Raw genomic sequence first — 12271 nt, forward strand, 5'->3', positions numbered from 1 at the left:
CATGAACAGGAGGGAATTCCTCGCGGGCGCGGCCGGGACGAGCGCAGTCGCGCTCACCAGCACCACGGCCACCGCCCAAGAAGACGGCGAAGGCAGCGACCCCCGGCAAGGAAGCGGCACCGAGGACGACCCGTACGTCGTCAACATGTACACGGAGAGTAGCGAATACTACTTCGACCCCGTCGGCCTCCACATCGAACCCGGCGACACCGTCCAGTGGGTGAACGCGTCCGGCGACCACAGCGCAACCTCCTACACCACGGACAACCCCAGCGCGTCCGTCCGCCGCGTCCCCGAAGGAGCCGCGAGCTTCAACAGCGGCACCCTCACTGAGGACGGCGCGACCTACACGCACACCTTCGAAACCGAAGGCACCTACGACTACTACTGCATCCCCCACAAGACGCTCGGCATGGTCGCCCGCCTCGTCGTCGGCGAACCCGGCGGCCCCGCCACCGAAGGCTCCATCCCCGACAGCGTCGGCTCCGGCGTCGTCCCCGACTCCGAAACCATCGTCGAAGAACAAGCCCTCTCCTACCCCTTCATCCCCAACACCGGCGCGGGCTCCCTCCCCGGACTCGCCGTCGGCGCACTCGCACTCTTCGGCCTCGGGAACGCCTACATGCTCAGCGAGTACGACGTCCTCTCCGGCCGCTACAAGAACTCCGACGACACCCAGACCGGACTCGAATAACCACTCCACTCCTTCTCGCGACCCCACTCCGACACACGCAACCCCGGGTTCACGCCCGCGAAACTACCCTCCGGAACCACGGCGTTGCCACTCGACGACACAGCAAGACACGACAGCTCGACGGCTCTCGTCGAACCACCGGCTACCGAACGACGAGGACAGTAGAAAGCCAAGGGCCGGATTTGAACCGGCGATGGGCGGCTCTGCAGGCCGCTGCGTTAGGCCGGACTCTGCCACCTTGGCACACCTCTCGCTTAACCGCCAGCCGATTTAGGGATTGCGGAACGCCACCGCACAGCGCAACCGCTCCCCGACATAAATGCAAAAAGCCCCGAACAGCACGACTGCTGTTCGAGGCTAAGTATGAATGGTAGGCGGCGAACCGGATTTCCCAGAGGCTCGCGCACTCCAGTACTGACCGGAACGCAGGCGGGCTTATCTTCCGTGTTCGGGATGGGTACGGGAGTCGCCCCGCCGCTATGGCCGCCTTAACGCCGACCCACGGAATCGAACCGTGGTACGCCAAACGTCGGTGGTCAAACTGACCGTGTAATACGTGCAATCCAAATTGCGCCTGGACTCGCTCAACATCGTGTCGAGCGTACGAATGTGTGGCTTCGATCTGTTAGTGCTCGCGGACTGAACGCCTCGTTGCCTCGGCGCGTACATCCCGAGTCTATCGAACTCGTCTTCTACGAGTGATCTCAGCGGTGTCTCTTTTCCAAGTGGGTTTCGAGCTTAGATGCTTTCAGCTCTTACCCCGTGCTGCGTAGCTGCCCGGCACATGCCCTCTCGGACAACCGGTACACCAGTGGCAGCCGTTCGTAGTTCCTCTCGTACTATACGAACGTTCTCGTCAGACACCGAACACCCCCAATAGATAGCAGCCGACCTGTCTCACGACGGTCTAAACCCAGCTCACGACCTCCTTTAATAGGCGAACAACCTCACCCTTGCCCGCTTCTGCACGGGCAGGATGGAGGGAACCGACATCGAGGTAGCAAGCCACTCGGTCGATATGTGCTCTTGCGAGTGACGACTCTGTTATCCCTAAGGTAGCTTTTCTGTCGCTTATGGCCCGCATCGGGCGGGCTCATAAGATCGCTAGACCACGCTTTCGCGTCAGCGTCCCTCGTTGTGTAGGACACTGTCAGCTCATCTTATGCTCTTGCGCTCTTCTCCGAGTCTCCGACTCGGATGAGATGAACTTAGGGCGCGCTCGATATCTTTTCGAGCGCGTACCGCCCCAGTCAAACTGCCCGGCTACCGGTGTCCTCCTCCCGGAGTGAGGGTCACAGTCACTGACGGGTAGTATTTCACTGATGGCTCGGTGGCCCGCTAGCGCGGGTACCTGTGTAACGCCTCCTACCTATGCTGCACATCAGCGACCGTGTCCCAGCGACAGCCTGCAGTAAAGCTCTATAGGGTCTTCGCTTCCCCTTGGGGGTCTCCAGACTCCGCACTGGAACGTACAGTTCACCGGGCCCAACGTCGGGACAGTGAGGCTCTCGTTGATCCATTCATGCAAGCCGCTACTGAAGCGGCAAGGTACTACGCTACCTTAAGAGGGTCATAGTTACCCCCGCCGTTAACAGGTCCTTCGTCCCATTGTACTGGGTGTTCAGATACCTGCACTGGGCAGGATTCAGTGACCGTACGAGTCCTTGCGGATTTGCGGTCACCTATGTTGTTATTAGACAGTCGGAGCCTCCGGGTTACTGAGACCTGCCCCATTCCGGGGCAGGCATCCCTTATCGCGAACTTACGGGACCAATTTGCCGAATTCCCTGACGTCGGTTGTCCCCGACAGACCTTGGCTTTCGCCGCCAGAGCACCTGTGTCGGATCTCGGTACGGATATCATACTCGCTTTTTCATGGGCCCCAGGTACCATCGAGTTTGCCTATCTCAAGCTTCGCTCGCTTCGTGCCATTACGGCTTCCACGGGCTTCCTTGATTCGACCGGGCGATAGCCCGGCTCGATGTTTCCTGAGGCGTCAGCTTTGGGTGTATGATAGCACAGGAATATTAACCTGTTTCCCTTTTGTCCCGCTCGAATTACGACGGGACTTAGGACCGGCTAACCCTCGACTGATGAACATTGTCGAGGAACCCTTGCTCTTTCGGTCGTCGGGATTCTTACCCGACTAACGCTGCTACTATGGCCAGGATTTTCTTCCCTATTCGGTCCACACGATCTCTCGACCGTGCTTCCGCCCGAACAGAGTGCCAACCTACAAGATCACGATGTTACTCGTGCTGCTAGGTCTCGGTGACGAACTTGAGCCCCGATCATTTTGGGCGCTCCAAACCTCGGCCGGTAAGCTGTTACGCTTTTCTTAGAGGGTAGCTGCTTCTAAGCTCACCTCCCGGCTGTCTAGGGCTTGGAACAACCTTCAATCGCACTTAGTTCGTACTTTGGGACCTTAACCAAGCTCTGGGTTGTCTCCCTCACGGTGCACAGGCTTACCCCGCACACCGGATTCCCTGCGTCAGCGGCGTTCGTAGGTTCGGAGTTTGACAGGGGGGCCAACTCCTCTCGGAGTTGGACTCCCCAATCGGTCGCTCTACCCCACGAACTACCTCAGCAGAGGTCATGCTTCGACATGTTTCGGTTGGAACCAGCTGTTGCCGAACTCGATGGGCCTTTCACCCCTATACGAATGTCACGGGAGGGTATTGTAAGACACCAACCCTAACAGGCCTCCACATGGCTTTCGCCATGCTTCACCTTGCACTCGCATAGATCGTCCGGTTTCGGGTCGTGTCCGTTTGACTCCCCGCCCTTGAAGACGGTGGCCCTGGTCGTAAGACTGCGGCCGTATCGGTTTCCCTATGCCTTCCTGGATACTCCAGTTAGACTCGCCAAACAAACACACTCCCTGGCTCGTTTTTCAAAACGTACGACGGAACATCGGCTCCTCTTCAGTCCTACTGCGACCTTGCGGTCGGGTCGTTCGTGAAGAGGCCTTTTATGCCCCGTCGCTCCATCGCCACTTGATTTCAGGCCCTATTTCACCCCCCGTTTGAGGGTGCTTTTCAGCGTTCGCTCACGCTACTTGTTCACTATCGGTCTCGGAGAGTACTTAGTCTTGGCCGTCGATGCCGGCCATAGTCACGAGGAATTTCCGATCCCCGCTACTCTGGAACTGACGCACGCCGTACTCGACTGTATTACGGGGCTGTCACCCTGTATCGCGCTCCGTTTCAGGAGACTTCAGACAGACTTTCGGGCGATGAGAGTCAGTCCGAACACCACATTGCCCGTGAGGGCTTCGGTTTGGACTGTGCCGCTTTCACTCGCGGTTACTAACGGCGTCCCGTTCGGTTTCTCTTCCTGTCGGTACTAAGATGTTTCAATTCCCGACGTTCCCCATTGCGCAAAGCAATTGTGAAGGGATTCCCATTAGGAAATCCTGAGTTCTTAGCCTCCGTGCGGCTCCCTCAGGCTTATCGCAGCTTGGCACGTCCTTCTTCGGCTTCCGAGCCGAGCCATCCACCAAGTGGCACAGTAGCCACGTTGATACTCACCACAGAGTGGTGAGAGACTCACCATAGAAATGGTGAGGATTTGGATTTCGCTCATCACGAATGATGAACGAGTCCAGTGGACGCCTGGATTGCACGTACACACGGTCTTCATCGCACGTCCCGTGGGTGACACGGGAGCGTACATCGACCCTTCCCAGCCACGCTCTCGCCGGCTGGTGCATCAGTCGAACTCAACTCATCGTTGCGCCGTGTTCCACTTAAGGGACACGGTTCACGACCGAGTCGAGAGTAATGGACCCACTGGGATTCGAACCCAGGGCATCCTCCTTGCAAAGGAGGCACTCTACCACTGAGCTATGGGCCCACCTCCGAACTGGAGGTTCGTTAGCCCTGATGGATTGTAGGTGTCCGATTGGGCTCAAGAGAGCCAATCGCCAAAGGTGAGCCAGAGCAACGCTCTGGTCTCGATCGTTGGAGGTGATCCAGCCGCAGATTCCCCTACGGCTACCTTGTTACGACTTAAGCCCCCTTGCGAAGCCCAGATTCGACCACCGCATGGTGGCCTCATCCGGACCTCACTCGGGTGCTTTGACGGGCGGTGTGTGCAAGGAGCAGGGACGTATTCACCGCGCGCTGCTGACACGCGATTACTACCGAATCCAGCTTCATGAGGACGAGTTTCAGTCCTCAATCCGAACTACGATCGAGTTTAGGAGATTAGCTTCACCTTTCGGTGTCGCATCCCATTGTCTCGACCATTGTAGCCCGCGTGTTGCCCAGAACATTCGGGGCATACTGACCTACCGTTGCCCGTTCCTTCCTCCGTGTTAGCCACGGCAGTCTCCCTAATGTACCCAGCCACGACAGGCGTGCTGCTGGCAATTAAGGATGCGGGTCTCGCTCGTTGCCTGACTTAACAGGACGCCTCACGGTACGAGCTGACGGCGGCCATGCACCTCCTCTCAGCAGCCTCGGGTAAGGTCATCAACCTGACCGTCATTACTGCTGTCGGTTCTGGTGAGATGTCCGGCGTTGAGTCCAATTAAACCGCAGGCTCCTCCGGTTGTAGTGCTCCCCCGCCAATTCCTTTAAGTTTCATCCTTGCAGACGTACTTCCCAGGCGGCCCGCTTCTCGGCTTCCCTACGGCACAGCGCAGGCTCGTAGCCTGCGCCACACCTAGCGGGCATCGTTTACAGCTAGGACTACCCGGGTATCTAATCCGGTTCGAGACCCTAGCTTTCGTCCCTCACTGTCGGATCCGTCCTCCTGAGGCGCTTTCGCCACCGGTGGTCCGTCCAGGATTACAGGATTTCACTCCTACCCCGGACGTACCCCTCAGGTCTTCCGGTCCCAAGCCACACAGTTTCCGCTGGACGCCTGCTCGTTAAGCGAGCAGATTTCCCAACGGACTTGCGCGGCCAGCTACGGACGCTTTAGGCCCAATAATATCGGTCATCACTTGGGCTGCCGGTATTACCGCGGCGGCTGGCACCGGTCTTGCCCAGCCCTTATTCGTGAACCACCTTACGGTTCACAAAAGCGAGGGCTCTATGCCCTCGCACTCGGAGTTCCCTTATCGCACTGTCGTGCAGTGTAAAGGTTTCGCGCCTGCTGCGCCCCGTAGGGCCCGGAATCTTGTCTCAGATTCCGTCTCCGGGCTCTTGCTCTCACAACCCGTACCGATTATAGGCACGGTGGGCCGTTACCCCACCGTCTACCTAATCGACCGCAGCCGCATCCTGTGGCGCCGGAGCGTTTCCAACTCCACTCCTTCCAGAAGAGGAGTCTTATGAGGAGTTAGCCTCAGTTTCCCGAGATTATTCCTCTCCACAGGGTAGCTTGGCCACGTGTTACTGAGCTATCTGCCGCGAGTATGAACTCGCACAACTAGCATGGCTAAATCGAACTCCGATAGCAATGACCTCCGGCAGGATCAACCGGAATGTGCTGGGATAAACCCAGCTGCTGGAGGTCAAGCCTCCAGCTTGGCGGGAGCACCAAGTACATGGTGCTTCCATTGCAAATGATTGGCTCTAATGAGGCCAATCGGATATCACCAATCCATCAGGGCTAACATCAGATCCCATCTGTACGGCGGACCGCAGGGGTAGGATCCTCATTTCCTTCGGATCTGAACATAGGGAGTTTCGGGTATTAAACCCATCGGAACTCCACAGATCCGAGCCGTGGAAGCGAGGGGCGCTTCCACGCGACGTTCGCATTCCATCCAACGTCCGGGTATCACTTAAGGCCATTGAATCAGATTCGCCGAAGGCGAATCGAGGCCACCCCTCGTTGAACGTAGAACATCAGTGACGTAGGAGTACTACGCCACCTCGTCGTTCACATTCATTCCGAAGGGAGATAACCACTTAAGGGCATCGTTCCCACCTCGCGAGAGGTAGATTGCATACCGACCCGGAACGTCGAATGCGTGCGTCAGTAGCGTAGGAGTACTACGCCACCTCGTCGTTCGCATTCGTACGAAAGTCCGAGTGCCACTTAAGGGTGTTGAATCAAGTTCGTCGAAGACGACTTGGATTCGAAGCCGAACAGGTTGGACGGGCGTGCGTCGGTGGCTCCGGGCGACCGGGCCACGTCACGTCGTTCGCATTCAATCCGAGTGCCGGGTCACACTTAACGCCGTCGAACCACCACCCTGTTCGGGAGACGGCGACACGGTGAGCCGTCGCACGAATTGTAGACGCGGCTGTGGGAAGTCGGGTCGAGAGAACTGTGGCGCGGGCGGAGGCCGACGGGTCATCCCTCGGTCGTCCGTTCGGTCGGGTCGGGTGTTTCCCGCGCGTACATGCGTACACGGCGGACGGTGTTAACGGCGCGGGTTCCGCGACGCGGAGCTACCCGCCCCGAGCTCGCACGCGCGAGTACGTAGGGAAGCTAGATGTCGTCGACGTGTTCGATGCCCTGCTTCGAGACGTTCGCCTTGGTGATGCGGCCGGGCATCCAGTCGGGCGAGTCGTCGGGCGCGTCTTCCTCCCACGCCCAGGCTTCGTAGATGTGTACCTTGTCCGAGCCCTTCTCGCGGAGCCGGATGTCGTGGCGTTCTGCGTTCTGTTCACCGTCGGCGACGTCTTCGAGCCGTCGGGCCGCCTTGAGCGCGGCCTGTCGGGGCGTGTTTCCGCTGAAGACACTGGTCTCGTTACCGTCGACGTCGCGGAGCGCGAAGTTCCGTTTACCGTCCTCACGTGCCATGGTTTTGCACCATGCCAACCAAGCACAGGCCCTCTCATAAATATATCGGCAAATTCAACCGGATACGGCGGGGTTCCCGGGAGGAACCGCGCGGAAGAGCGGCGCAACGACCGGGACGAGCGACGGCAAGAGGTAAGGGCTTAAGTACGTGCTACGGCGAAGGAGGGGATACAGTAGCTCGATGGTTCGCAAGAAGAAACTCAGCCCGAGTGGCGCGAAAGGCGAGGACGGCGAGTACCACAACGCCCACGTGAACCTCCACGAGGACGAACTCGCCGTCGCCGGCCTCGAAATCGGCGACGAGGTGTTCGTGCGCGTGCGTGAGGACAAGATTATCATCCAGAAGGCGGACCCGGACGAGGTCGAACACGACTTCTGAGCCGTGTCCCTCTACAGCGCGGTTAAACCCCTGCTGTTTCGCCTCCCCGCGGAGACGGCGCACGCGACGGTTCACGCCGGACTGCGCACGCTCCAGCGAACCCCGTTTCTCTCGACCGTAGACGACGCGTTGTCCGTGGAGTCGTCGCGCCTACGCGTGCGCGCGTTCGACAACACGTTCCCGACGCCCGTCGGCGTCGCCGCGGGATTCGACAAGAACGCGGAGATTCCGCGGGCGCTCGACGCGCTCGGGTTCGGGCACGTCGAGGTCGGCGGCGTCACGGCCGACCAGCAGGACGGAAACCCCCGCCCCCGGATGTTCCGCCTGCGCGAGGACGACGCCATCGTGAACCGCATGGGCTTCAACAACGACGGCGCGGACGCGGTGGGGCGACGGCTCCGCGAACAACCTCTGCCGGACAGTCCCGTCGGCGTGAACATCGGGAAGTCGAAGGCCGCGGACGACGCGCCCGCTGACTACCGCTACACGTACGAGCGCGTCGCGGACGCCGGGGACTACTTCGTCGTGAACGTCTCCAGCCCGAACACGCCCGGCCTCCGCGACCTCCAGCACCGCGACCACCTCGAAGCCATCTTCGCGGAACTCCTCGACGCGGGTGCGAGCCCGCTCCTCGTGAAGTTCTCCCCCGACCTCTCCCGGGACGCCATCGCGGACGGCGTCGCGCTCGCCGAGGAACTCGGCCTCGACGGCATCGTCGCCACGAACACCACCACGGAACGCGACGACAGCCTCCGCAGCCCCGCGCGCTTCGAACAGGGCGGCCTCTCCGGAAAACCGCTCCAGGAGCGCGCGACCTCCCTCGTCCGCTTCGTCGCCGAGCGCACCGACCTCCCCGTCGTCGGCGTCGGCGGCGTGTTCACCGCCGAGGACGCCTACGAGAAGATACGCAACGGCGCGTCCGTCGTCCAGCTCTACACCGGCCTCGTCTACCGCGGCCCGACCATCGCCCGCGACATCAACCAAGGCCTCCTCGAACTCCTCGACCGCGACGGCTTCGACACCATCGAAGACGCCGTCGGCGCGGATCTCTAAACGGACTTTTTTCCAGTTCGGGGTCGCTACCGCGACCCGCTCACTGCAAAACCCTCCACTAAAGAGGCCGCGAACGCTCCGCGTTCGCAGTACGTGACCGCAGCCGGGCTATTCGAGTGCGTCCCGCCGCAGTTCGAATCCGGCGACCGGGACTTCCAGGTCGTGTTCGACGAGGACTTCGGGGTGGAGTTCGCCGATAACGCCCACGTGTTCGCCGTCGATTTCGATGGCGGCGGTGCGGCCGTCGATGAACGACGGGTGGGTGGTGGGCGGGGTTTCGAGGGTGGCGTCGAACGCCCGGCAGAGCGACTGGAGCCGTGATTTCGCGTCCTCGTAGGAGGCGTCGTGGCGCGCGACGACGGCGGCGACCGTGTCGCGTTCGGCGACGCCCGTGTTCTCCGCGTCGTCGAGTTCGGCGGCGAACCCGACCTCGCCGAGGTTTTGGGGGTACGCGCGGTGCGTGTTGTTTTCGAGAACCATCAGGAGGCTGGGGAGCGCCCAGGTGCGCAGAATCTCGTAGTCCTCGCTGTAGGGTTCTGCGATGGTCGCCGCGCGGCCGCCGCCGACGGCGTCGGTGTCGGGCGCGAGGTTCATTCGGTCGTAGTTCTCGTCCTCGGCAATCATGTGGAAGTTCAGGAGGCCCTCGAACCCGAGGCCGGCGAGCGTGTTCCGGACGGCGCGCGCGTGCCGGGAGTCGCTCGTGCGACCGCCGACGGTGCCGACTTCGGGATACCGGGGGACGAGTTCGTTGAAGCCGTGCGCGCGCCCCACGTCGTCCACGATGTCGACGGCGTGCAACACGTCCACGCGGTACGGCGGGACTTCGACGTCGTAGTCCACACCGTCGCCCCAGACTTCGGTTTCGACGCCCAATCCGGCGCGCTCCATGTAGTCCACGACCTCGTCCTCGGTGAGGTCGACGCCGAGCAGGGTCTCGATGCGGTCGTGCGTGACGTGTTTCTCCGTCGTCTCGAAGTCGGGGCGGACGAGCGTGCGGTCGGGGTACTCCACGTCCACGGACTCGATCTGGCCGCCGCGGGCGGAGAGCGCGTAGCAGAGGATGACGCACATCTTGTCGATAGTCCACTGGTCGGTGCCCGTGAGTTCGATGAGGAGGTCGCGGGAGTCCGTGGTGACTTCGGTGCGGCGGCCGTTGATGACGGGCGGGAAGCTGAACAGCCCGAGGTCGTCGTAGATGGCCGGATACGTGTCGTGGCCCTCCACGAGGTCGGCGTACGTCTCGCCCGTGGGGTGGTCGGTGAGCACCTCGTCGGGCGTGAGTTCGCGGTCGGAGTCGAGCGCGACGAACATGTCGCCGTCGGGGCTGACGCCGCGGTACTCGATGGAGTTGGAGTCCTCTGCGGCGTCCGGCCCCAGCGAGCCGCCCTTCAGCATCGTGAGGTCGTGGATGCCGATAGCGCCCTTCGCGCGCTTGCGCCCCATCGTCGCGTGCAGTTTCTCCTGGAGCTGGATGAGGGAGTCGAGCGCGTCCTCGGTGAGGTTCACGTCCCGGACGATTGCGCCGGTGACGTACGGCCGGTAGTCGGGGACGGACTCGGCCACTTCGATAGTCCACTCGGGGTCGTTCGCGTCCGGCACGAAGATGCCGCGGGTGTCGCCGTACTGGTAGCGAAGCGAGCGCGCGACGCCCTCGACGCTCAATCGGTCGAGGCGGTCGGGCGCGAACTCCAGTTGGAACGCGCCGTCGTCGGTTTCGCCCTCGAATTCGAGGCCGAGCGCGAACAGGTCGTCCTTCAGTTCGTCGTCCGACTTCTCGTCGTGGCCCGTGAGCGTGCGGAGTTCGTCGGGGTCGATTTCGACGACGACCATCAGTACATCACCTCCTCATTGCGGAGGTAGTCGAGGTCGACGAGCGTGCCGTGCACGTCCCGAATGTCCTCCGCGCCGGTGACGAGCATCATCAGGCGTTCGAGCGCGAGCCCCCACGCCATCACGTCGCAGTCCACGCCGAGCGGTTCCAGCACCTCGGGCCGGAAGATGCCGGAGTTCCCGATTTCGATGATTTCGCCCGTCCGCGGGTGGCGGCCGAACAGTTCGAACGACGGCTCCGTGTATGGGTTGTAGTGGGGTTTGAACGTCACGTCCTCAATGCCGAACTGGCTGTAGAACTCCGTGAAGGTCCCCATCAAGTCCCTGACGCTGAGGTCGTCCGCCATCACCCAGCCCTCGATCTGGAAGAATTCGAGGAGGTGCGTGGCGTCGAGCGTGTCGTTCCGGTACACTTTCTCGACGCTGAAGTACCGCTGCGGCGGTTCGAGGTCGCCCTCGGCCTCCCCGGAGAGGTAGCGCATCGAGAGCGACGTGGTGTGGCCGCGGAGGTCGAGGCCGCGCGCCATCTCCTCCGTCCACGGGCTGTGATAGCCCTCGCCGTCCTCGCCGACGCCGTTCCGGTGCGCGTCCTCGACCCGGGAGACGAGGTCGTCGGGGAGGTCGCGGATTTCGCTCGGCTGGGAGAGCGCGAACTGGTCCCAGTGGGTGCGCGCGGGGTGGTCTTGAGGCATGAACAACGCGTCGTTGATCCAGAACTCCGCGTCCACGTGCGGGCCCGCCATCTCCTGGAATCCCATACCGGTGAGGACGTCCTTGACGGTCTCCGCCATCTCGCGGAGCGGGTGGGTGCGGCCGGCGTTCACGTCCTCCGCGTCGGCTTCCACGTCGTACGACCGGAAGTCGGCGTCCCGCCACTCGCCGGAGGAGAGCACGTCGGGCGTGAGCTGTCCGAGGCCGCCCTCGGTTTCGACGCCCTCCATGAGCGCGGTGACGCCCGCGTCGGTGAGTTGGACGGTTCGGACGGTGCGTTCGGTGCGCGCGACGAGGTCGCGGCGCACGAGCGCGTCCACGACGGACTCGTCGGTGACGGGTTCGCCGTCGGCGAGGCTCGCGAGCGCCGCGGCCTCCGCGTCGCCGTCCGGGTCGGCGTCGGGGTTCGCAGCGACGCTCCCGGCGTCGATGGTGCCGTAGCCCTTCCGCGCGAGGTTCGACAGCGCGATGTCCACCTGCGGGCCGTCCAGTCCGGCGCGCCCGAGGAGCTCCCCGAGCGACACGGGGTCGTCGGTCGCGCCCGCCTCGACGGCCGCGCGGTAGAGCCGGACTTCGGGCAGGCCGTCGTCGAGGTACTCGCGGGCTTCCTCGGTGAGTTCGAGGTCTTCCTCCACCGTCTCGGTGACGGAGAGCAAGCCCTCGTCTTCGAGTTCGAACGCCGCGCCCGTCACCGTCTCCGGCGGCAGGTCGGCCTCCGCGGCGATGTCGTCGATTCGTCTGGGTTCGTCCGCGCTCGCGGTTTCGAGCACCGCGAGCTGGTGTCGTGGTAGTTGCATTGTGCGTGTGCGCGTAGAGTATTCGGAAAGCGATTCCGATGCCCGCACGAGCGGTTTCAGCGCCGACCGGCCGGCGCGTCCACCCTCGTTACGGGTCGAAAA

General features: G+C 62.2%; 6 protein-coding genes, 2 tRNA genes and 3 rRNA genes. 3 read left to right on the plus strand and 8 right to left on the minus strand.

Annotated elements, in window-relative coordinates:
* Position 1: 1 nt before the first annotated feature.
* Positions 2-694 carry a plastocyanin/azurin family copper-binding protein gene (locus tag LI334_RS12135; RefSeq protein WP_227261086.1) on the plus strand — a complete coding sequence of 231 codons (693 nt, stop codon included), beginning with the start codon at positions 2-4 and terminating at the stop codon, positions 692-694.
* Between the two features lie 167 nt (positions 695-861).
* Here LI334_RS12135 and LI334_RS12140 read toward each other — a convergent pair.
* The 6 genes from LI334_RS12140 to LI334_RS12165 all read right to left on the minus strand — a co-directional run bounded on the left by LI334_RS12140 (position 862) and on the right by LI334_RS12165 (position 7399).
* Positions 862-937: transfer RNA gene (locus LI334_RS12140), tRNA-Cys, on the minus strand.
* 126 nt (positions 938-1063) lie between these two features.
* Positions 1064-1185, minus strand: a 5S ribosomal RNA gene (gene rrf / locus LI334_RS12145).
* A 115-nt stretch (positions 1186-1300) separates the two neighbouring features.
* Positions 1301-4217, minus strand: a 23S ribosomal RNA gene (locus LI334_RS12150).
* A gap of 260 nt (positions 4218-4477) precedes the next feature.
* Positions 4478-4549: transfer RNA gene (locus LI334_RS12155), tRNA-Ala, on the minus strand.
* A 108-nt stretch (positions 4550-4657) separates the two neighbouring features.
* Positions 4658-6130 (minus strand): 16S ribosomal RNA (locus tag LI334_RS12160).
* Together the 16S, 23S and 5S rRNA genes with 2 tRNA genes alongside form the textbook arrangement of a ribosomal RNA operon.
* A 954-nt stretch (positions 6131-7084) precedes the next feature.
* Positions 7085-7399, minus strand: coding sequence for a non-histone chromosomal MC1 family protein (locus tag LI334_RS12165; protein ID WP_227261087.1), 315 nt, complete (start codon positions 7397-7399; stop codon positions 7085-7087).
* 181 nt (positions 7400-7580) lie between these two features.
* Between LI334_RS12165 and LI334_RS12170 the strand changes: the two genes are divergently transcribed.
* Both LI334_RS12170 and LI334_RS12175 read left to right on the plus strand, forming a co-directional pair.
* Entirely contained in the window at positions 7581-7778 is a 198-nt protein-coding gene (locus tag LI334_RS12170) for an AbrB/MazE/SpoVT family DNA-binding domain-containing protein (RefSeq protein ID WP_123074594.1), read from the plus strand.
* A gap of 3 nt (positions 7779-7781) precedes the next feature.
* The gene (locus tag LI334_RS12175) at positions 7782-8831 is read left to right on the plus strand and encodes a quinone-dependent dihydroorotate dehydrogenase (protein WP_227261088.1); all 1050 of its coding nucleotides are present in this window, start codon (positions 7782-7784) and stop codon (positions 8829-8831) included.
* Between the two features lie 108 nt (positions 8832-8939).
* Here LI334_RS12175 and pheT read toward each other — a convergent pair whose 3' ends face one another.
* Together pheT and pheS are read right to left on the minus strand one after the other, a co-directional pair.
* Complete coding sequence (gene pheT / locus LI334_RS12180) at positions 8940-10661, minus strand: phenylalanine--tRNA ligase subunit beta (RefSeq protein WP_227261089.1); 1722 nt, start codon at positions 10659-10661, stop codon at positions 8940-8942.
* A complete protein-coding gene (gene pheS / locus LI334_RS12185; RefSeq protein WP_227261090.1) occupies positions 10661-12169 on the minus strand; it encodes a phenylalanine--tRNA ligase subunit alpha in 1509 nt (502 codons plus the stop codon). Before pheS ends, pheT begins: the two co-directional genes overlap by 1 nt.
* Positions 12170-12271 lie beyond the last annotated feature (102 nt).

Origin of the sequence: Salarchaeum japonicum (genome assembly GCF_020614395.1) — an archaeon.
Lineage (GTDB): Archaea > Halobacteriota > Halobacteria > Halobacteriales > Halobacteriaceae > Salarchaeum > Salarchaeum japonicum.

Bases quoted from the DNA above. Each gene is read 5' to 3' on its own strand.
- LI334_RS12135 (WP_227261086.1), top strand. From the start codon at position 2: ATGAACAGGAGGGAATTCCTCGCGGGCGCGGCCGGGACGAGCGCAGTC.
- LI334_RS12170 (WP_123074594.1), top strand. From the start codon at position 7,581: ATGGTTCGCAAGAAGAAACTCAGCCCGAGTGGCGCGAAAGGCGAGGAC.
- LI334_RS12165 (WP_227261087.1), bottom strand. From the start codon at position 7,399: ATGGCACGTGAGGACGGTAAACGGAACTTCGCGCTCCGCGACGTCGAC.
- pheT (WP_227261089.1), bottom strand. From the start codon at position 10,661: ATGGTCGTCGTCGAAATCGACCCCGACGAACTCCGCACGCTCACGGGC.
- pheS (WP_227261090.1), bottom strand. From the start codon at position 12,169: ATGCAACTACCACGACACCAGCTCGCGGTGCTCGAAACCGCGAGCGCG.